Consider the following 20,609-nt stretch of genomic DNA (forward strand, 5'->3'; position numbering starts at 1 on the left):
ACACCCTTGAGCCACGACAGATGCAACCGTAACGAATTCGATACACCGCATCCGGAACAAACTTTTGATTAATCAAATAAATATTATTTTTCAGTTGCTTATTAGTACCGTATCGATTTCAATACAGCGTAACGTTTTCAATACAGGCTTAAGACATGCGTATCGACGTGTTTTTTGCCGACCGGGTCGGCATTGCACAGGAGGTGCTGGCGGAGCTAGCCCGGCGCAGTCTCAACGTGACCGCGGTCGAGGTAGACCCGCCGCATATCTTCATCGAGGCGCCGGCTCTGGATCAGGGCGGCCTGGATGCGTTGCGAGCCCAGTTGATGCAGGTGGATGGTGTGCTGACGGTCGAACCCGTCGGCATGCTGCCGGGCGCTCAACGCCGCCTTTACCTGGATGCCCTGCTCGCCTCCCAACCCGATCCGATCTTTGCCATCGATGAGGCCGGCACCATTGTCGTTGCCAACAGTGCAACCGTCGCTGCCAGCGGCCTGAGCGAGAGCAACCTGATCGGCAGTTCGATACAGAACCTGACCGGCAAGCCCGAACTGCTGCGCCAGTTGATCGACAGCGGCTATCACCTGCCAGTCTGCGAAGTCACCATCCAGCGTGAGCCTTACCTGCTGGAAACCATCCCGCTGCACGAGATCGGCGGTCGCGTTGCCGGTGCGGTCATGACCCTGCACACCCCCAGCCGCATCGGCGAGCGCATGAGCGCGCTGCAGAACTACGACGCCGGCGGCTTCGACACCATATTGGGCAGCTCACCCGAGATCGTGCAGCTCAAGCAGCGTGCGGCGCGCATGGCGATGGTGGATGCCCCGCTGCTGATCACAGGCGAAACCGGTACCGGCAAGGAACTGCTCGCCCATGCCTGCCACGCCGGCAGCAACCGTCGGGGGCAACCCTTCTTTGCGCTGAACTGCGCCGCGCTGCCGGAAAACCTGGCCGAAAGCGAACTCTTCGGCTATGCCGCGGGGGCCTTTACCGGCGCCTTGCGTGGCGGCAAGCCCGGCCTGCTGGAGCTGGCCGACGGCGGCACCGTGTTTCTGGACGAAATTGGCGAGATGTCACCCTATCTTCAGGCCAAGTTGCTGCGCTTCCTCAACGATGGCAGCTTCCGCCGGGTGGGCGGAGACCGCGAACTGAAAGTGAATGTGCGCATCATCAGCGCAACCCACCGCGCGCTTGAAGACATGGTCAGCAGCGGCCACTTCCGGCAGGACCTGCTGTTTCGCCTGAATGTGCTGAACCTGCAGGTACCGCCCTTGCGCGAACGCCCGGGTGACATCCTGCCGCTGGCCCAATTCTTTCTCAGCCGCGCCTGCACCCAGGCCTCGCGCGCGCCCATGCGGCTTTCACCGGCAGCCAGCGCGGCCATGCTGGGCAACCCCTGGGTGGGCAACATCCGCCAGCTGCAGAACGTGATCTTCCGCGCAGTGACGATGACCGAACGCAACATCATTCATGTCGAAGACCTGGAGCTGGCCCAGGAGGCCACCCCCACCCACCCCGCCGAAGCTGGCGACATCGTCAGCCTGGACCAGGCCGTCGCCGACTTCGAACGCAATCTTCTGCAACGCCTTTACCGCGAATATCCATCAAGTCGTCGCCTGGCGAAACGGCTGGGCACATCGCACACGGCCATCGCCAACCGCCTGCGGCGGTACGGCATTGCTTAGGAGGCGGTCTGGCTCGGCCGCACCCGCCACACCAGCCCCCAGGCCACGGCGGCGGTCATCACGCCCCAGAACCAGATGCCGTTGGTCAGCGGAAACACGCTGCCATCCATGCTGATGCCCAGCCAGTGTCCCATACCGAATGCCGACAACATCATCAAGAAGCCGGACAGCGCCGACGCTGCACCGGCGGCCTGCGGAAACGGCCCCACCGCACCGCTCTGACCACACGGCTGATGAATCCCATGACCCAGCATGAACAGATACACCGGCACCATGATGGCCCACACACTGAACACCCCCGCCAGCGCAAGCACGCCCAGCACGGTACCGCCTACCAGTGAGAACGCACCGCCAATGGCCACCGTACGATGAACGCCGTAGCGCTTGAGCAGGCGACGACACAGCACGGTGCCAATCAGATAGGCGCCTGACATCGAGAACATCAGTGCCCCATAGACCGTCTTGGACAAGCCCATCAGCTTGATGAAGACAAAGGACGATGCCGCAAGGAAGGTAAACAACCCACCATAGGTCATCGTCGCCAGCAAGGCGAAGGCCCAGAAAGTCGGATGACGCAGAATGCCCCCCCAGGTCCGCAGCAGGATGGCGGGAGCCAGAGCGCGTGGATTAGGCTGGCGCACGGTCTCCTCAAAGCGCATTACTACCAGGCCGAGCGTGACTGCGCCGAACAACGCCAGCAGCAGCAAGGCCATGCGCCAGCCAAACAGGTCGGATACCAGTCCGCCCAGCGGCGTGCTCAGGCAGGCAATCACCCCGAGACCCGACAGGCCCTTGCTCATGGCCCGCGCACCGGCCTCTGGCGCGTACAGGTCACGAACCAGGGCACGCGCGCACATCACCGCCGCCCCCATTGCTGTTCCCTGCACGATGCGCCACAGGATGAGCAACTCCATCGATGACGCGAAGGCACTGCCAATCGCTGACAGCACATACGCGCCCAACCCGACCAGCAAGACCGGCCGGCGGCCGAAACGGTCCGATATCGGCCCCCACACCAGTTGAGAGATGCCGAAGGCCAGCAGCAAACCGGACAAGGTCAGCTGCGCCTGCGCCATGGATGCACCAAAGCCTTCAGTAATCGCCGGCAGGGCCGGCAGGTAGAGGTCGGTGGTGATTGGCTGGACGCCAAGCAGCAGGGACAGGAAAAGAACCACCAGCGGAGAGGACATGGGTAGCGGGGCGCGAACGCAATGACGCAAACATGGCATTCTGCCGCCGCCCCCGCACCGCCGAAAGGCACTATTTCGAATGGCTGCTATTGCCTGCCGGCATAGCGGCGCGCAGATACCGGGTTTCATGGTAGAAAGCGGGCTTTACTCGCCGCTTCCCAGGCTGCTCCCCCGCCGATGTCCTCACCTACCTTGCGCGTGCTGTCGATCATCCCGCCGATGACCCAGCTCAATACGCCATACCCCTCCACCGCCTACCTCACAGGCTTCCTGCGCAGCCGCGGCGTCGATGCGGTACAGGCAGACCTGGCGCTGGCGCTGGTACTCGCGCTGTTCTCGCGCGAAGGGCTGTGCGCCATCCGCGACCAGGCTGCACGATTGCCTGCACGCGCACGCACGCCGATGGTGGACGGTTTCCTGACCCACTTCGATCGCTATCTGCACACCATCGGTCCGACCATCAGCTTCCTGCAGGGGCGCGACCCCACGCTGGCGCATCGCATCTGCAGCCGGACCTTCCTTCCAGAGGGGCCACGCTTCGACAGTCTGGAGGTCTACTACGACCCGGATGGCGGCGACCCCCTGGCCTGGGCCTTTGGTGCGCTCGGAGCCCAGGACAAGGCCCGCCACCTGGCGACTCTTTACCTGGACGACCTGGCCGACGTACTGCGTGAGGCCATCGACCCACGCTTCGAATTTGTACGATATGCCGAATCGCTGGCACTCAGCCAACCGACCTTCGAACCGCTCGCCCAGGCACTGGCCACGCCACACAATCTGGTGGATGCCACGCTACACCGGCTGACGCTGCAGACCCTGGCACAACACATGCCCGGGATGTTGGCGGACTTGAACGATCGTCTCGAGCCGGGTCGGCAAACGGGGGAGGAGCCCGCCATCTCCACCATGACCGATCAAACTCAAGACGGGCAGTCGCGAATGGTTGTGCTGCTATCGGTTCCCTTTCCCGGCGCGGTGTATGCGGCCTTCCGCATCGCACAGACGATCAAGGCGCACGCCCCCCGCATCATCACTGTTCTGGGCGGCGGCTATGTAAACACCGAACTGCGCGAGTTGAGCGAAGCCAGGGTGTTCGACTACTTCGACTTCGTCACCCTGGACGATGGCGAGCGCCCCTTACTGGCCCTGCTCGAGCACTTGCAAGGCAAGCGCTCATACAAGCGGTTGGTCCGCACCTTCATGCGCGAGGCCGACAGCGGCACGGTGCGTTATGTGAATCTGGTGGAGCCCGACATCCCCTTTGCCGAGGTGGGGACCCCCACCTGGGACGGCTTGCCGATCGATCGCTACCTTTCCTTGCTCGACATGCTCAACCCGATGCACCGGCTATGGTCCGACGGACGCTGGAACAAGCTCACCATTGCCCATGGCTGCTACTGGAAGAAGTGCAGCTTCTGCGACGTCAGCCTGGATTACATCGGCCGCTACGACGGTGCCCCGGCCAGTCTGCTGGTGGACCGGATCGAGGCCATCATTGCCGAAACGGGGCAAACCGGCTTCCACTTTGTCGACGAAGCGGCACCGCCCAAGGCACTGCGGGCCCTGGCCGAAGAGCTGTTGCGTCGCGGGGTGTCGATATCCTGGTGGGGCAACATCCGCTTCGAGAAGTCCTTTACCCCCGAACTGTGCCAACTGTTGGCGGACAGCGGCTGCATCGCGATCTCGGGCGGCCTGGAAGTCGCCTCCGACCGCCTGCTCAAGTTGATGAAAAAAGGGGTATCCGTCGATCAGGTCGCCCGCGTCACCCATGCATTTGCCGAGGCCGGCGTACTGGTGCATGCCTACCTGATGTACGGTTTTCCCACCCAGACGGTGCACGACACGGTAGATGCGCTGGAGTACGTGCGTCAGCTGTTTGAAGCCGGCTGCATCCAGTCGGGCTTCTTCCATCGTTTTGCCTGTACCGTACATTCTCCGGTGGGGCTCAATCCGCAGGAATATGGCGTTCGCCTGGTGCCGCTGCCGCCAGGTGGTTTTGCACGCAACGACATCGGCTTCATCGACCCCACCGGGGTGGATCACGATGCGCTGGGCAAGGCACTGACCAAGGCACTGTACAACTACATGCACGGTATCGGCCTGGATCAGGACGTACGCAGCTGGTTTGCAGGCAAGGTACCGCGCCCGCGCGTACCCAGAAACTTCATCGAGCGGGCACTGATGGAGCGGACGCCACACGCTTGACGTGGGCAGGCTGATGCATCGGCAGGGTGATACGGAAGGTGGTGCCCACCCCTTCCCGACTATCAACCTCGATGCTGCCGTGATGCTGCTCGATGATGCCAAAGGAAATCGACAAACCCAGCCCGGTCCCCTTGCCCACCTCCTTGGTCGTAAAAAAGGGGTCGAACACGCGGGCAATCACCGCGTCCGACATGCCGCAGCCGGTGTCGGAGATACTCAGCCACACTTTGTCATCGGCACACCCTGTACGCACGGTAATCTGCCCACGCTGTTCCCCCATGGCCTGGGCGGCATTCACCACCAGATTCAGGCACACCTGTGCCAGTTGCGAAGCCACACACTCGATCTGCGGCAAGTCGCCGTATTCACGCACCACGTCGGCCTTGTACTTGATCTCGTTGGCCGCAACGTTGAGGCTGGATTCGATGCAGTCGTGAAGATCGGCCATGGCAAAAACAGGCTCACGATCCACGCGTGAAAAGTCTTTCAGGTCCTGCACGATCTTGCGAATACGGGCAAGCCCCTCGGACGACTCATGTAACAACTCGACCAGATCGCGCTGCAGGAAATCGACATCGAGCTGGCGCCAGCGCTGCTCGATTTGTGCAGCGGCCGGACCATCGGCTGCCGCGACCAGCGACCGGTAATCGCCCAGCAGCCGGACCAGCTCATCCACATAGCCCTTGAGCGTGTTCAGGTTGGAACTGACGTAACCCACCGGATTGTTGATCTCGTGCGCTACACCGGCCGCAAGCTGGCCGATGGAGGCCAGCTTTTCGGATTGCAGCAACTGCTCACGCACCCGTGTCAGCTGCGTGGTACGCTGATCGACCAGATCCTCCAGTTGCGCCTGGTAGGCCGCCAGAGCCTCCTCGGCTTGCTTGCGGGCAGTCACATCGCGCGCCGCGGCAAACACGCCGACCACCCTGCCGTCGTCGTCGCGATACAGGCTGGCGTTGTACAGCACGTTCATCCCCTGGCCGGAAACATGGCGGATCTCCAGCGGATAATCGATGACCTGCCCCTTGGCAAACACCGCCCGATAACCTTCACGCGCCTTGTCCGGATCGGTGAAATAATCGGAGAAATCGCTGCCAATGAGCTTGTCGCGCGGCATTCCGGTGGCAGTCTCGGTCGCCAGATTCACATCGGTGATACGCCCGTCCGGCGAGATCGTCACCAGCGGGTCGAGGCTTGCCTCGATCAAGGCCCGCGAGTAACGCGACACGGCACCAAGCTGCTCAAGCGCCTCACGATTCCTCAGCAACAGACGGCGACGGCTGACCATCACCACCAGCAGCAGCACGATCACCGCGCCCTGCGCCAGCAAACCATAGACGAGTTGCCGATTGCGCTGCTCGTTGATGCGACTGATGTCCGCCGTGCGCTGGGCAACCAGATCTTCAAGTCGCTGCTGATAGGCCAGCATGTCCCCTTGCGCCATTTCCTTGCCGGTCACGTCGCGAATAACCGAAAGCAGCATGGGACCACGCCCGTCAAGCTGGATTGGCGAGGAGAACACTTCGACAGTGCGGATCGACCCGTCCGCCACCCGATGGGGGAACACGAAAAAGTTGCGTTGCTCGGCTGCGGCCAAAGCGCGTTCGGCAGCGATTTCTGCCGGACCTAGCACATTGAGATCCTGGATCACCATCCCGCGCAGGGATTCGATCGGTTGCCCGTAAAACCGCGCAGCCGCTTCGTTGGCGTCGACGATGCGGCCACTGGCGGGCTCGATCAGCAGCATGATGCTCTGATGCTTGCGCAAGGTGCCCGACAGCAACTCGTTTGCGACCGCAAACCCAGGCAGCAAGATGGTCAGCCACAGCACGAGAAGAAGACGTGGCCCGGTCATTGGAAAGGAGCGGATGCGCGAAGTCGGAGTGCGACTATCGTCGTGACCCGCCGCCAGCTTGTCAATCCCCGTCAGCCGCAATCTCGGCGAACACCCCAGATACCTGCGCCTGCAGGAGGATCAGGAAGGGCACCGATCAGACCTTCACCACACCGTCAGCGCCTGCGCAACCTCCCCACACGAGTGAGAAGCGCGCGGGGCTGACGGCGTACAGCAGCAATTATGCTGCGCGGCGATAGCGACTTGCCATCAGACCGAGCAGGCCAAGCCCGAGCAGTGCCATGGAACCCGGCTCGGGGACGTCGATCGGGTCGCCAATACCACCACCCGTGGAGGCCACACCCTTGAGGCCGGCGATATACACCGCACTGTCGTAGATGCGATCGGAGGTGTCGGCAATCGCGATCTGCAAGGTATGTTCAGAGCGTGAGGGATCCACCAGGCCGGTAACGGTGAACACCTGGGTCAAGCCGTTCCACTCGATGTCGTAAAGTCCCTCGCCGACCGGGTTCGGGATGAAGTTGGTCGGATTGCCCGGGGTGTTGCTGATCAGTTCGCCGCTGGGAAACTGGGCGTAGTTCACACCATCAACGAAGAAACCGAAGATGTCGGTCACCGTTTGGGTCGGAAACTCATCGGTCGCAAAAACGAACTGCATGGACACCGCATTGAGTCCGGCCTCCAGCGTGAAGGTGAAGCTCAGCACGTTTGCGTCATTGGTATTCTGGCCCGACAGCGTCGACAGCGGCGCAAAGCCGGCACCGTTCACCGTCGTCGAATAGCTGTTGGTGGTGTTGGTCAGGGGAACCGCCGCGTTCCCCCCCGTCGTCAGCACCACGCCGTCCTGCAACTGCAAAGTCGGCGTAGAGCCGGAGCTGGGCGCAAGGCTGAAGCCGGAATAGGTGCCCTGCTGATTGGGCGCACCCAAGGTCAGCTGCGAGGAGATCAGGTTGACGCCCGAATTTGCAGCAAACAGCGCACCCGACAGCTGACTTACATCATTGGTGGTCGTAACCACCAATGCTGCAGACGCCATCAACGGGCTTGACATCGCGCACACCAATCCTGCACACACCAGGGCCTTCACGCCTTTTGTTACCACAGTCATATTGCTCTCCACATTGAAAACACATGTTTGTATCCATGTGAGCAAGCATATAGCAATTACCTTGCCATATTCATTTAAGCTTTACTATTCAATACAATGCAATATATTAATGACTATCAATTAACCCAAGAATGTAAATTATTCCGACATCGTTGCAGTACGCCAGAACGACGCGGGTTTTCCTGCTTTTGGGGATAATTTTCATCATTTAACGCAACTTTATTGCAATAGATCCGCCATCACTCTAGAATGGCGCTGTGATCAGCATTCATTCCAACTCGAGAGCGCCTTCCAGCACGCGGCAAGCCGCGGGCATCAGTTCGCCGCTCGCAACACCCCGCAGGCATCACGCACTATCCACCATACGGATGGTGCTGATCATTGTCGCGGCGCTCTGTGCCCAACTCACAAGCACACTGCATCCGCTCTCCCATCTCCCTTCCGCACATCCTCACCTGCCATCCGGATCCACTCACCCTGACAAGGTTCCGACTGACGACCACCACGCCCCTTGCCTGCACTGCCTGGCCCTGCAACTGGTTGACGTTTCCCTCTGGCTTCAATCACCGACCCCTACGCAGCCAGCATCCCGCATCGCGGCACCGTACGCCACTGCGACGGCCTCACTTGCCCACCACTGCGCCCGCCCGCGCTGCCGCGCGCCGCCCGTCGCCTGACAACGCACCTCCTGCTGTTTCTGCGTTGCTACAGACCGTGCCCTCCGCAGCACGGCTGATGGCAAGTCTTTCGTGCCCGAAACGTTCAGGGCACGACGTCCCGGTGCATTCCGGCCTTACCTGTTTTCTGGATTCGACATGCTTCATCGACTTACGCCCGTCTCGCTCTACCTTCTCCTCGCCTTCGGCAGCAGCGCGCCGCTAATGGCCGCCGATGCGCCTGCCAGCCAGGCTTCCGAAGCCGAGCTTGGCGCCGTTACCGTTTCCGCCAGCGCCTTGTCCCTGAGCGGTAGTGCCATGAGTACGCCCGCCAGCGTGCTGACCGGCGACACCCTGCTGCTGCAGCGCGATGCGACGCTAGGCGAAACCCTCGCCCGCGAGCCGGGCATCAGCACCTCTCACTTTGGTGCCGGCGCCAGCCGACCGATCATCCGCGGCATGGATGGCCCTCGGGTCAAGCTGCTGAGCGATGGGTCGGAGATCTCGGACGCCTCCACCCTCAGCCCTGACCATGCAGTGGCGATCGAGCCGATGCTGGCCACCCAGATCGAGGTATTGCGCGGCCCCTCCGCGCTGGCCTATGGCGGTGGTTCCATCGGTGGCGTGGTCAATCTGCTCGACCGCAAGATTCCCACCGCCGTGCCCAGCCGCGGCGTCGAAGGCAGCATCGAGTTGCGCGGCAATACCGCGGCAAAGGAAGGGGCTGCAGCCTTCGAGCTGACCGCAGGCGCAGGCAACTTTGCCTTGCATGCCGAAGGGCTGAAGCGCGATGCGCGCGACTACCGTGTCGGTCGCGGCTGGGACGATGGGCGCCGGGTGGACGGCAGCTACAACGAAACCGAAACCGGCAGCCTGGGCGTGTCCTGGGTGGGCGAGCGTGGCTACCTTGGTCTCGCCTACACCCGCCAGCAAAACGAATATGGCTTGCCCGGACACAGCCATGAGCTGGGCGAATGCCATACCCATGGCGATCACATCCACTGCGGCACGCATGGCGACGATGACGACCATGATCATGATCACGAGGAGGCGTCCGTACCTTATGTGAAGATGGATAGCGAACGCTGGGACCTGCGCGGCGAATTGTTCGAGCCGGTAGCCGGCATCGCCAGCCTGCGCCTGCGTGCCAGCCATACCGACTACAAGCACGACGAAATCGAGGGCGGCGAGGTTGCCACCCGCTTCCGCAACAAGGCTCACGACGCCCGGATCGAGGCCGAGCACCACCCACTGGCCGGCTGGCGCGGTGTGGTGGGACTGCAGACCAACCGACGCGACTTCAGCGCCCTCGGTGAAGAGGCCTATGTCCAACCCACCCTCACCCGCAAGCATGCGGTATTCCTGATCGAGGAGTACCGGCATGGCGACTGGCGTTTCGAAGCCGGCCTGCGTCACGAATGGCAACGGATCTCGGTCGATGCTGCCGACCTGCCCGACCGCAGCCATCGCGGCAACTCGGTGTCTGCTGGGGCAGTGTGGAACTTTGCCCCCGACTACGCACTGGGACTGTCCCTGTCACGCGCCCAACGCCTGCCCACCGCCGAAGAGCTCTACGCCGACGGCCTGCATGCGGCCACTCGTACCATCGAACGTGGCAATGCCGCACTCGATCCCGAAACCTCGCACAACATCGATGTCAGCCTCAAGAAGCTTCGCGGCGCCACCACCTTCAGTGTCGGCGTGTTCCACAACCAGGTATCGGACTACATCTACGCCCACACCCTGGACGCGGTGGACGATTTCCAGCTCATCGAATACGCCCAGCGCGACGCACGCTTCACCGGCATCGAAGGGCAGATCCGCCAACAGCTCAGCCCGATCTTCGGCCTGACGCTGTTCGGTGACTACGTGCAGGCACGTCTGCGCAACGGTGACGGCGACCGCGACCTGCCCCGTATTCCGGCACATCGCTTCGGCCTGCGGGTGGACGCCAAGTGGCAGGGCTGGCGTGGCGAGCTGGAGTGGTATCGCGTTGGCCGGCAGGATCAGGTCGCCGAGTTCGAAACCAGCACCCCGGGCTACAACATGGTAAACCTCAGCGCGGTCTACGACACCCGCCTTGGCGGCCTGCCCTGGCAGTTCTACGTGAAGGCAACCAACCTGGGTGACGAGCTTGCCTACGCCCACACCTCGTTCATCAAGCATGCCGCCCCACTGGCGGGACGCAACCTGACTGCGGGGATCAAGGTGACGTTCTGATCACGACGTGACACCGCGTGCGGCGCGCTCACCCCAGGTGGGTGTGCCGCTCCGCCCGCGGCAGATTCTCCATTTCAGCAATGCCCTGCAGGATGCCGCAGTCGCCCACCGCCTGCTCGCGCTGGCAACGCTCGCGCAAACCCGTCAGTGTGGCGCGAAGTTGCTCAAGCTCACGGATACGCTCATCGACATGGGCAATGTGCGCATCGAACACCGCATTGACCGCACCACACCCCGCCGCGGGCTGATCGGCCAGGGCCAGCAGGCTGCGAATCTCGTCGTGGCTCATGTCAAGCGCTCGGCAGTTACGGATCAGGCGCAGGCGCTCGAGGTGCGCCTCTCCGTAGTCGCGGAAGTTGCCCGATGTACGCATCGGCGCGGCCAGCAGGCCCTCACGTTCGTAGTAGCGCACGGTCTCCACCGTGCATCGCGCAGCACGTGCCAGATCACCGATCTTCATCATCACGCTCCTTCCATCAAGGGGGTTGACTCTATAGTAGCTACAGGGCGTCGAATAGCCACAGGAACTACAGGAGCCTGTCATGCGCGCCGCCAGCCCGCCCCCTGCATCGCCTCACTATCGCCCAGTGCAAGGCCATCACCACGCGTCCGCCTGCTGCGGACAGACCGAACACGAACACGCCGCACATGACCATGGCGGCCCTGACGGCACCGCACAAGCCCGCACCACCAGACACCTTCCACCCGTGCCCATGAGCGGACCCGAACCAGCCTCCTGCTGCGGCGGCAACACGTGTTGCGGACCCGCAGAGACCACCACGCCAGGACGCGAGGCCACCGTTCCGCCAGCCAACGGCGAAGTGCAAAGCCACATCCGCATCCTGCAGATGGACTGCCCGACCGAGGAGAACCTGTTGCGCAGCCGGCTGACCGGGATGGACGGCGTCGGCCATCTGGACTTCAACCTGATGCAACGCATCCTCATCGTCAATCATCAGCCCGCTCGCCTGGCCGCAATACTCGACGCCATTCGCGGACTCGACCTGAGCGCAGAACCCATCGGCGCCGACACCACCGGAGCCCCTGTCGCAACACAGTCCCAGTCGTGGTGGCCGCTGGCACTCGCCGGCGTCGCCGCACTCGCGTCCGAGGCGGCACACTGGCTGGCCGCGCCAGCCTGGCTGGCAGCAGCACTCGCCCTGCTGGCGATACTGATCTGCGGCACATCGACCTTCCGCAAGGGCTGGATCGCGATACGCCATCGCAACTTCAACATCAACGCCCTGATGAGCATCGCGGTGACCGGCGCCCTGTTCATTGGCCAATGGCCGGAAGCGGCCATGGTGATGGTGCTGTTCACCCTCGCCGAGCGGATCGAGGCACGCTCGCTGGATCGCGCACGCAAGGCGATCAGCGGGCTGATGCAACTTGCGCCGGAACAGGCAACGGTGCGGATGCCGGATGGCCGTTGGCAGGTGTTGGCGGCCCGCGAGATTGATATCGGCGCGCGCGTACGGGTCCGTCCGGGCGAACGCATCGCACTCGATGGCGAGATAGTGAGCGGACGTTCGACCCTCAACCAGGCCCCCATCACCGGTGAGAGCCTACCGGTGGACAAGGTGCCAGGCGATCCGGTGTTTGCCGGCACCATCAACGAAACCGGCGCGTTCGAGTACCTGGTGACCGCCCGTGCCGATCACAGTACGCTGGCCCGCATCATCCACGCCATCGAGGCGGCCCAGGGCGCGCGCGCGCCCACCCAGCGTTTTGTCGATGCCTTCGCCCGCATTTATACCCCGGTGGTGCTGGCCATCGCGCTCGCGGTCGCGGTACTGCCTCCATTGACGCTGGGCGGTGAATGGCTGGCGTGGATCTACAAGGCCCTGGTCTTGCTGGTGATTGCCTGCCCCTGTGCGCTGGTCATCTCGACCCCGGTCACCATCGTCAGCGGCCTGGCCGCTGCTGCCCGCCGTGGCATTCTGGTAAAGGGCGGCATCCACCTCGAGCGTGGCCGCGAACTGAACTGGATCGCACTGGACAAGACCGGCACGCTGACCCGGGGCCAACCGGTGCAGACGGACTTCATCATGCTGTCCGGGCTCGACGATACCCGCGCCCGCAGCCTGGCCGCCACGCTGGCCAGCCACTCGGACCACCCGGTGTCGCGTGCCATCGCCTCGGCCGCAAACACCGACGGCCTGGCCCCCTTGCCCGCCAGCCAATTCGAAGCCCTGCCTGGGCGCGGGGTAAGCGGCGTGATCGACGGAGCAAGCTGGCTGCTTGGCAACCATCGCCTCATTCATGAGCGCGGTTTGTGCAGCGACACCCTGGAAGCCCGTCTGGCCGCGCTCGAGACGCAGGGCAAGACCGTGGTGGTGCTGGCCGGTGAAGACGGCGCACACGCGGTATTTGCGGTTGCCGACACCTTGAAGGACAGCAGCCGGGCTGCCATCGCCGAACTGCACGCCCTCGGTATCCGTACCGTGATGCTGTCCGGCGACAACCCCCAGACCGTCCGCGCAATCGCCTCCGAAGTCGGCATGGACGAAGCCCATGGCGACCTGTTGCCGGAACACAAGCTGGCCCGGGTGGACGCCCTCAACGCCAGTGGCGCAGTGGTCGGCATGGTTGGCGACGGCATCAACGACGCCCCCGCGCTCGCCCGCGCCGACATCGGTTTTGCCATGGGCGCAGCCGGCACCGGCACCGCAATCGAGACCGCCGACGTTGCGCTGATGGACGACGACCTGCGCAAGCTGCCGCAGTTCGTCCGTCTGTCGCGCCGCACCCACCAGTTGCTGGTGCAGAACATCGCCCTCGCGCTCGGCATCAAGGCCATCTTCCTCGCACTGACACTGGCTGGCCTCGGCACCATGTGGATGGCCGTGTTCGCCGACGTCGGCGCCAGCCTGATCGTGGTCGCGAACGGTCTGCGTTTGCTGCGGGAGGCACCGTCCGACCATTCTCCGCGCCATACCGCATGACCCACACGGACGCACCGCTCGCCACGGCTACTCGGCAAACAGCTCGACCACCTGCTGACGCAGCCAGCGATTGGCCGGATCGCGGTGGGCCTTGCCGTGCCAGAACAGGTGAATGGCGATGGATGGCAATGTTGCGGGGTGAGGCGAGATCTCCAGCCCGAAGGGGGCGACACAACGACGAGCGAGGCGCTCGGGCACAGTGGCGATCAGGTCGGTATTGGCGAGGATGTGGCCAACCGCGGTGAAATGCGGCACCTTGAGGCGGACGTTACGCACGATGCCGGCACGCTCGAGGATGGCATCGACCTCGCCGTGGCCGGTGTGGGTCGCCACTACCACCAGGTGTTCCAGCGCGCAGAAGGTTTCCAGGCTGACCGGACTGCCCGCGCGGGGGTGCCCCTTGCGGTAAAGGCAGACGTAGCGCTGCTCGAACAGGCGGCGCTGGAAGAAGCCCGCCTGCAGGTTCGGCAACAGCCCGATCGCCAGATCGACGCCCCCCGACTCCATGTCCTCACGCAGGCTGCCTGCGGTATTGCGGACGGTGCTGATCTTGACCCCGGGCGCGCGCTCGACCAACGCATCCATCAGCGTCGGCATGAAGTAGATTTCACCGATGTCGGTCATCGCGATGCTGAAAGTGCGCTGGCTGGTCGACGGATCGAATGTGACGCGCTGATTCAAGGCGCTGTGCAGCGTGCTCAGCGCGTAGGCCACCGGTTCGGCCAGTTGCTGTGCGTAGGGGGTGGGCTCCATGCCACGCGCAGTGCGCAGGAACAACTCGTCGTCAAGCACCACGCGCAAACGCTTGAGCGCATTGCTGACTGCCGGCTGGGTCAGGTTCAGGTGCTCGGCGACGGCGGAGACCCGGTGATCGATCAGCAACTGATTGAAGATCACCAGCAGGTTGAGATCGATCTGTCGCAAGTCCATCGGGCACTCCTGATATTCACAGCCATGATTTTACTGATTAGATTTGCTTTATGGATTGATAAAAGTTTCTTGCCCATGATTTGCCCCTGTTCGATAAGCACCGCAGCACGGGATCATCATGGAACTGGTCGTACACCCCAACAAGCTTCGCCTGCCCTTTCAGAGCGGACAGAACCTGCTCGACATCCTGCGCGAGCACGCCGTACCGGTGTCCTACAGCTGCCTGTCCGGACGCTGCGGCACCTGCCGCTGCCGGGTGATTGCCGGCAGCGTGATTGATCACGGACCGGAATCCGGCCGGCCGCTGAACCACGGTGAGCGCTACGTGCTCGCCTGTCAGGCGGTGCTCGATGACAGCTGCACGATCGAGATTCCGGAAGCGGATGAAATCGTGGTGCATCCGGCGCGCATCATCAAAGGCACGGTCACCGCGATCGAATCGCCCACCCACGACATCCGCCGCTTGCGGGTTCAGTTGGCCAAGCCACTGGCCTTTTCGCCCGGGCAGTACGCGATGGTGCAGTTCGCGCCGGACCTTGTCCGCCCATACTCAATGGCCGGACTGCCGCAGGACGAAGAGATGGAGTTCCAGATCCGCCTGGTTGCCGGTGGCCGGGTCAGCGGACATGTATTCCGCGACCTGCAGCCTGGCGCCAGTCTGCGCATCAGCGGTCCGCTCGGCACCGCCTATCTGCGCCAGAAACACGCGGGGTCGATACTCTGCGTGGGCGGTGGCACGGGCATCGCGCCAGTGCTCTCCATTGTTCGCGGCGCGCTTGAGGCCGGCATGCGCAACCCCATCGAACTGTACTTCGGCGTGCGCAGCATGGCCGATCTGTACGACACCGACCGCCTCCGTGCGCTGGCGGACGCGCATGCCAACCTGCACGTCCACATCGTGGTTGCCAACGGCGAGGTCGCGCCCGGCCTGCGCCGCGGCCTGGTGACCGACGCGATCGAACACGACATCCGCGGCTTGGCGGGCTGGCGAGCCTACCTGTGCGGCGCACCGGTCATGGTGGAAGCCCTGAACCTGCTGGTGGCCCGCCTCGGCATCGACTCCAGCCACATCCACGCCGACGCCTTTTACCCAAGTGCCAACTGAACAGCCTGCCTGCACGACCCAGCCGCACCCCATAACGAGGAGACCCGCCCATGAACACCACCCACACCGTGTTTCCGCAGCCCCCCGAGTGGCCCGCGGAAGGCAATAGCCGCATCCCCTTCTGGGCCTACACCCGTGATGATCTGCACCGCAAGGAGCTGGACCGGCTGTTCTACAACGGCCACTGGTGCTACGTCGGTCTTGAGGCGGAGATTCCGCAGCCAGGCGATTTCCGTCGCACCGTGATCGGCGAGCGCTCGGTCATCATGGTGCGCGACACCGATGGCAGCATCAATGTGGTGGAGAACCTCTGTGCGCATCGCGGCCTGCGCTTCTGCCGTGAACGCCACGGCAAGCGCAAGGATTTCTTCTGCCCCTACCATCAGTGGAACTACAGCCTGAAGGGCGATCTGCAAGGGGTGCCCTTCCGCCGCGGGGTCAAGCAGGACGGCAAGGACAACGGCGGCATGCCCAAGGATTTCAAACTTGAGGATCACGGCCTGACCCGGCTCAAGGTCGCCACCCGCGGGGGTGTGGTATTCGCGTCCTTCGATCATGAGGTCGAGTCGCTGGAGGACTTTCTCGGCCCGACCATCCTGTTCTATTTCGACCGCGTGTTCAACGGTCGCAAGCTCAAGGTGCTGGGCTATCGGCGCCAGCGCATTCCGGGAAACTGGAAGCTGATGCAGGAGAACATCAAGGATCCCTACCACCCTGGCCTGCTTCACACCTGGTTCTCCACCTTCGGCCTATGGCGGGCGGACAACAAGTCAGAACTGAAGATGGATGCGCATTTCCGCCACGCAGCGATGATCTCCACCCGCGGCCAGGGCGGCAAGAACGAGGACGTTGTCGGCGGCGTCGATAGTTTCAAGGAGGCCATGCAGGTCAATGACCCGCGCCTGCTCGACATCGTGCCCGAACCCTGGTGGGGGGGGCCCACTGCGGTCATGACGACGATCTTTCCCAGCGTGATCATCCAGCAGCAGGTCAACAGCGTGTCGACCCGGCACATCCAGCCCAATGGCCATGGCTCCTTCGACTTTGTGTGGACCCATTTTGGTTTCGAGGACGACAGTCCCGAGATGGAGCAGCGCCGCCTGATCCAGGCCAATCTGTTCGGTCCGGCAGGCTTCGTGTCCGCCGACGATGGCGAAGTCATCGAATGGTCGCAGGAAGGCTTCGAACAGAAGCCCGCCCACCGTTCGGTGATCGAGATGGGCGGACACGACATCGGCGACACCGACCACATGGTGACCGAAACGCTGATCCGCGGCATGTATGCCTATTGGCGCAAAGTGATGGGGGAATGAACATGATCGACTTCAAGACCTATTTCGAGCTGCTGAACCTGTACAGCGACTACGCCATGGTGTGCGACTCGGCAGAATGGGAAAAATGGCCCGAGTTTTTCATCGAAGACGGCTGTTACCGCCTGCAGCCGCGCGAGAACCACGACAGCGGCCTGCCACTGTGCCTGCTCGCGCTGGAAAGCAAGGCCATGATCCGCGACCGCGTCTATGGGGTGAAGGAAACCATGTATCACGACCCCTACTACCAGCGCCATGTGGTGGGAACCCCGCGGGTGATCTCGGTCGCGCGCGACCTCTACGGCGAGCGCATCGTCTCCGAGGCCAACTATGTGGTCATCCGCACCAAGCTCGATGGCGAATCAACGGTGTACAACGCCGGCTACTACCATGACGAGATCGTGCGCACGCCCGAGGGTCTCAAGCTGCGCTCGCGGCTGTGCGTCTACGACACCGAGATGATCGCCAACTCCATCATTTACCCGATCTGAGGAACATGACATGACCGAATCGTGGATTGCGGTGATCGACCGCAGCGAAGTGCCTGAGGGTGATGTGATCGGCCTGGTGGTGGCGGGCCGCGACATTGCACTCTATGAGGTGGAGGGCGACATCTTTGCCACCGACAACCTCTGTACCCACGGCAAGGCACGGATGAGCGACGGCTTTCTCGACGGCCGCGAGATCGAATGCCCGCTGCACCAGGGCAAGTTCGACGTGTGCACCGGCAAGGCCCTGTGCGCCCCGCTGACCGAGGACATCCGCCGCTATCCGGTCCGCATCGACGACGGCCGGGTGTGGTTGCAACTGGGCTGAGCACCGTCATCGTCACCGCACTTTTTCCGTGCAAGGCACATGCTGACCCCACGCCGGATGCTTCGCTCCGGACAAGGAGCGGGTGCGGTGACAAATACTGCTGCAACATTCGCGCGGACAGGTACACTCGCGGGCTTCGCCCCACACAGCACACCCACGCATGCCCAGATATCTGCAGGAAAAACCCCAGTACGCCGTAGTCGCGGCAGTTCAACTGCCCAATGTCAGCGACCTTGAGTTCGACGCCTCACTGACCGAACTGCGCGAGCTGGCCAAGACCCTGGGCATCACCGTGGTACACACCTTCGTGCAGAAGCGCAGCGGTTTCGACACCACCGCCTATCTGGGTGTGGGCAAGCGCGAGGAGATCCGTCTTTTCGTCGATCACGAAACCGCTTTTGACGGCGAGGACCCTGCTGCCCGCAGGGTGTCGCATCTGCCCGGACCGATCGACTTCCTTCTCGTCGATCACGAGATCTCGCCATCCCAGGCGCGCAATCTGGAGAAGGAAACCGGCTGCGAGGTCATGGACCGCACCATGGTCATCCTCGAGATCTTCCACCGCAACGCGCGCTCGCGCGCGGCCAAGGCCCAGGTCGAGATCGCCCGCCTTGGCTACATGGCGCCACGCCTGCGCGAAGCGGCCAAGCTGGCTGGCCCACAGGGACGGCAGCGCAGTGGCGTGGGCGGACGCGGTTCAGGTGAATCACACACCGAACTCGACCGCCGCAAGATCCGCGACCGCATCGCCGAACTGCAGCTGGAAATCCTTGCCATGGAAGCCGAGCGCAAGACCCAGCGTGCACGCCGCCAGTCGCGTCAGAGTCAGGCCAGTGTGGCCCTGGTCGGCTACACCAATGCCGGCAAATCCACACTGATGCGCGCGCTGACCGGTAGCGAGGTCCTGGTGGCCAACAAGTTGTTCGCCACCCTGGACACCACGGTACGCACCCTGTATCCGGAAAGCGTGCCGCGCGTACTGGTCAGCGACACGGTGGGCTTCATCAAGAACCTGCCCCACGGCCTGGTCGCCTCGTTCAAATCCACCCTGGACGAAGCCCTGGACGCCGCCCTGCTGCTGCATGTCATCGATGCCAGCGACCCTGGTTTCGAGCGTCAGCTCAAGGTCACCGACGAGGTGCTGGCCGAGATCGGCGCCGACGACATCCCGCGCATCCGCGTATTCAACAAGATCGACCATGTCGGGGACGAAGCCGCCCAGGCCGAGTGCGAAGCCATGCTGAAGGCGCAATACCCCGACTGTGTCGTCATGAGCGCCCGCCGCCCGGACGAAGTCGCCCGTCTGCGCCAGACCATCGTCACTTTCTTCCAGCGCGATCTGATCGAAGCCGAGCTGTTCCTGCCGTGGTCGGCCCAGCAACGGCGCAAGGACATCTACGCCAGTTGCGAGGTCATCGACGAGCGCGCCGACGAAGCCGGCGCCTACTTCAAACTACGGGGCGAGCCCGCTGTGGTGGACGACCTGCGGGCGCAGTTCGCCATGCTGGACAGCCCCGACGAGGCCTGAGCCCTGGCCTGCTGCAACCCGGCCCCCTGGCCTGACCGGCCCGGCAATCACCATCACGCCCTGACAAGGGTCATCTTCAATCTGGCAGGCCGGGTGGAGTCACTACCGTACTACTCCAGCGCAGCGGCCATCAGTGCCGCCAGGCCGGTCGTCGGACGACCGATCAACTGGCTCAGCTGACACTGATCATCAAACAAGCCGCCCTGCGATGCACCACGGTCCGAGTTGGCCAGCAATTCGGCCAGCGGCGCCGGCAGGCCTGCATCCAGCAATGCCGCCTTGAACCCGGCCTCGTCCAGATCCACGTAGGGAATCGCCTTGCCCGACTGCCGACTCAACTCGGCGGCAAACTCGCTCAACGTATAGGCCTCATCGCCCGCCAGTTCATACACCTTGCCGGCCTGCCCCGGCGTAGTCAGTACCACTGCGGCAGCTTCGGCATAGTCGGCACGCGCGGCAGACGCAATTCGCCCGTCCCCGGCACAACCAATGAATGCACCGTGAGCCAGCGCTGGCGGCACACTGGCCAGGTAGTTTTCGGTATACCAGCCGTTGCGCAGCACGACGGCGGGCACACCGGACGACTGCAACCAGGCTTCGGTCTCAAGGTGTTCCTCACGCAAGGCCAAGGGCGAGGTGTCGGCATGCAGCAGGCTGGTGTAGGCCAGCAGCGCAACCCCCGCGCGTCGGGCCGCATCAATGACATTGCGGTGCTGAACCGAGCGCTGACCGACTTCGCTGGAAGACACCAGCAGGATTTTCTCCGCGCCCTTGAAAGCGGCATCGAGCGAAGCCGGTTGGGTGTAGTCGGCCTGACGGACGACGACCCCCAACGCAGCCAGATCGGCCACGCTCTCGGGTCGACGCACAGCAGCGACGATCTGTGTGGCAGGCATCCGGCTCAACAAGGACTGGATGACAAGGCGGCCAAGCTGGCCGGAAGCGCCGGTAACGACGATCATGATGTGAACTCCCTTTAAGTTGGAAGGTTGCGATGGAGAGATCACAGCCTATCGCCTATACTAACTTTTTGTAAGTACGCACCAAAAGGTTAGC

At 63.2% G+C, this 20,609-nt stretch carries 15 protein-coding genes; 9 read left to right on the forward strand and 6 right to left on the reverse strand.

Going from position 1 to position 20,609, the window contains the following annotated elements; all coding sequences use genetic code 11:
- Positions 1–155 precede the first annotated feature (155 nt).
- A complete protein-coding gene (locus DNK49_RS10230) occupies positions 156–1,685 on the forward strand; it encodes a sigma-54-dependent transcriptional regulator (protein WP_110524262.1) in 1,530 nt (509 codons plus the stop codon).
- On the opposite strand, the gene DNK49_RS10235 is transcribed toward DNK49_RS10230, so the two are convergent.
- Positions 1,682–2,875: a multidrug effflux MFS transporter gene (locus DNK49_RS10235; protein WP_110524263.1), complete on the reverse strand. Its 1,194-nt coding sequence runs from the start codon at positions 2,873–2,875 to the stop codon at positions 1,682–1,684. The genes DNK49_RS10230 and DNK49_RS10235 overlap by 4 nt on opposite strands.
- A 177-nt stretch (positions 2,876–3,052) precedes the next feature.
- Here DNK49_RS10235 and DNK49_RS10240 point away from each other — a divergent pair, with 177 nt between their 5' ends.
- Positions 3,053–5,080, forward strand: coding sequence for a B12-binding domain-containing radical SAM protein (locus DNK49_RS10240; RefSeq protein ID WP_110524264.1), 2,028 nt, complete (start codon positions 3,053–3,055; stop codon positions 5,078–5,080).
- Here DNK49_RS10240 and DNK49_RS24970 read toward each other — a convergent pair.
- Together DNK49_RS24970 and DNK49_RS10250 are read right to left on the reverse strand one after the other, a co-directional pair.
- Positions 5,040–6,935 (reverse strand): PAS domain S-box protein, encoded by a 1,896-nt coding sequence (locus DNK49_RS24970; RefSeq protein WP_110524265.1) that lies wholly within the window; start codon positions 6,933–6,935, stop codon positions 5,040–5,042. The two genes, DNK49_RS10240 and DNK49_RS24970, sit on opposite strands and share 41 nt — an antisense overlap.
- 220 nt (positions 6,936–7,155) lie before the next feature.
- Positions 7,156–8,043, reverse strand: coding sequence for a choice-of-anchor L family PEP-CTERM protein (locus tag DNK49_RS10250; protein WP_110524266.1), 888 nt, complete (start codon positions 8,041–8,043; stop codon positions 7,156–7,158).
- 815 nt (positions 8,044–8,858) lie between these two features.
- Here DNK49_RS10250 and DNK49_RS10255 point away from each other — a divergent pair.
- A complete protein-coding gene (locus DNK49_RS10255; RefSeq protein WP_110524267.1) occupies positions 8,859–10,919 on the forward strand; it encodes a TonB-dependent receptor domain-containing protein in 2,061 nt (686 codons plus the stop codon).
- Positions 10,920–10,947: 28 nt separating this feature from the next.
- Here DNK49_RS10255 and cadR read toward each other — a convergent pair whose 3' ends face one another.
- Entirely contained in the window at positions 10,948–11,382 is a 435-nt protein-coding gene (gene cadR / locus DNK49_RS10260) for a Cd(II)/Pb(II)-responsive transcriptional regulator (RefSeq protein ID WP_438616909.1), read from the reverse strand.
- 79 nt (positions 11,383–11,461) lie between these two features.
- On the opposite strand from cadR, the gene DNK49_RS10265 reads away from it, so the two are divergent.
- The gene (locus tag DNK49_RS10265) at positions 11,462–13,864 is read left to right on the forward strand and encodes a heavy metal translocating P-type ATPase (RefSeq protein ID WP_110524269.1); all 2,403 of its coding nucleotides are present in this window, start codon (positions 11,462–11,464) and stop codon (positions 13,862–13,864) included.
- A gap of 27 nt (positions 13,865–13,891) precedes the next feature.
- On the opposite strand, the gene DNK49_RS10270 is transcribed toward DNK49_RS10265, so the two are convergent.
- Positions 13,892–14,794, reverse strand: a complete 903-nt coding sequence (locus tag DNK49_RS10270) for a LysR family transcriptional regulator (protein ID WP_110524270.1) — start codon at positions 14,792–14,794, stop codon at positions 13,892–13,894.
- 118 nt (positions 14,795–14,912) lie between these two features.
- Between DNK49_RS10270 and DNK49_RS10275 the strand changes: the two genes are divergently transcribed.
- The 5 genes from DNK49_RS10275 to hflX all read left to right on the forward strand — a co-directional run bounded on the left by DNK49_RS10275 (position 14,913) and on the right by hflX (position 19,553).
- Positions 14,913–15,899, forward strand: a complete 987-nt coding sequence (locus DNK49_RS10275; protein ID WP_110524271.1) for a 2Fe-2S iron-sulfur cluster-binding protein — start codon at positions 14,913–14,915, stop codon at positions 15,897–15,899.
- A 50-nt stretch (positions 15,900–15,949) separates the two neighbouring features.
- Positions 15,950–17,212 (forward strand): aromatic ring-hydroxylating dioxygenase subunit alpha, encoded by a 1,263-nt coding sequence (locus DNK49_RS10280; protein ID WP_110524272.1) that lies wholly within the window; start codon positions 15,950–15,952, stop codon positions 17,210–17,212.
- 2 nt (positions 17,213–17,214) lie between these two features.
- Positions 17,215–17,700 carry an aromatic-ring-hydroxylating dioxygenase subunit beta gene (locus tag DNK49_RS10285; RefSeq protein WP_110524273.1) on the forward strand — a complete coding sequence of 162 codons (486 nt, stop codon included), beginning with the start codon at positions 17,215–17,217 and terminating at the stop codon, positions 17,698–17,700.
- Positions 17,701–17,710: 10 nt separating this feature from the next.
- Positions 17,711–18,025, forward strand: coding sequence for a non-heme iron oxygenase ferredoxin subunit (locus DNK49_RS10290; RefSeq protein ID WP_110524274.1), 315 nt, complete (start codon positions 17,711–17,713; stop codon positions 18,023–18,025).
- Between the two features lie 160 nt (positions 18,026–18,185).
- On the forward strand, positions 18,186–19,553 hold the full coding sequence (gene hflX, locus DNK49_RS10295; protein ID WP_110524275.1) for a GTPase HflX: 1,368 nt from the start codon (positions 18,186–18,188) through the stop codon (positions 19,551–19,553).
- 110 nt (positions 19,554–19,663) lie between these two features.
- On the opposite strand, the gene DNK49_RS10300 is transcribed toward hflX, so the two are convergent.
- On the reverse strand, positions 19,664–20,515 hold the full coding sequence (locus DNK49_RS10300) for an SDR family oxidoreductase (protein ID WP_110524276.1): 852 nt from the start codon (positions 20,513–20,515) through the stop codon (positions 19,664–19,666).
- Positions 20,516–20,609 lie beyond the last annotated feature (94 nt).

The organism is Parazoarcus communis SWub3 = DSM 12120 (assembly GCF_003226565.1).
Taxonomy (GTDB): domain Bacteria; phylum Pseudomonadota; class Gammaproteobacteria; order Burkholderiales; family Rhodocyclaceae; genus Parazoarcus; species Parazoarcus communis.

What these genes read in the sequence shown, in the direction of transcription:
- DNK49_RS24970 (WP_110524265.1), bottom strand. Translation starts at nt 6,935, where the DNA reads ATGACCGGGCCACGTCTTCTTCTCGTGCTGTGGCTGACCATCTTGCTG.
- DNK49_RS10290 (WP_110524274.1), top strand. Translation starts at nt 17,711, where the DNA reads ATGACCGAATCGTGGATTGCGGTGATCGACCGCAGCGAAGTGCCTGAG.
- DNK49_RS10255 (WP_110524267.1), top strand. Translation starts at nt 8,859, where the DNA reads ATGCTTCATCGACTTACGCCCGTCTCGCTCTACCTTCTCCTCGCCTTC.
- cadR (WP_438616909.1), bottom strand. Translation starts at nt 11,382, where the DNA reads ATGATGAAGATCGGTGATCTGGCACGTGCTGCGCGATGCACGGTGGAG.
- DNK49_RS10235 (WP_110524263.1), bottom strand. Translation starts at nt 2,875, where the DNA reads ATGTCCTCTCCGCTGGTGGTTCTTTTCCTGTCCCTGCTGCTTGGCGTC.
- DNK49_RS10230 (WP_110524262.1), top strand. Translation starts at nt 156, where the DNA reads ATGCGTATCGACGTGTTTTTTGCCGACCGGGTCGGCATTGCACAGGAG.
- DNK49_RS10240 (WP_110524264.1), top strand. Translation starts at nt 3,053, where the DNA reads ATGTCCTCACCTACCTTGCGCGTGCTGTCGATCATCCCGCCGATGACC.
- hflX (WP_110524275.1), top strand. Translation starts at nt 18,186, where the DNA reads ATGCCCAGATATCTGCAGGAAAAACCCCAGTACGCCGTAGTCGCGGCA.
- DNK49_RS10250 (WP_110524266.1), bottom strand. Translation starts at nt 8,043, where the DNA reads ATGACTGTGGTAACAAAAGGCGTGAAGGCCCTGGTGTGTGCAGGATTG.
- DNK49_RS10275 (WP_110524271.1), top strand. Translation starts at nt 14,913, where the DNA reads ATGGAACTGGTCGTACACCCCAACAAGCTTCGCCTGCCCTTTCAGAGC.
- DNK49_RS10285 (WP_110524273.1), top strand. Translation starts at nt 17,215, where the DNA reads ATGATCGACTTCAAGACCTATTTCGAGCTGCTGAACCTGTACAGCGAC.
- DNK49_RS10280 (WP_110524272.1), top strand. Translation starts at nt 15,950, where the DNA reads ATGAACACCACCCACACCGTGTTTCCGCAGCCCCCCGAGTGGCCCGCG.
- DNK49_RS10270 (WP_110524270.1), bottom strand. Translation starts at nt 14,794, where the DNA reads ATGGACTTGCGACAGATCGATCTCAACCTGCTGGTGATCTTCAATCAG.
- DNK49_RS10300 (WP_110524276.1), bottom strand. Translation starts at nt 20,515, where the DNA reads ATGATCGTCGTTACCGGCGCTTCCGGCCAGCTTGGCCGCCTTGTCATC.
- DNK49_RS10265 (WP_110524269.1), top strand. Translation starts at nt 11,462, where the DNA reads ATGCGCGCCGCCAGCCCGCCCCCTGCATCGCCTCACTATCGCCCAGTG.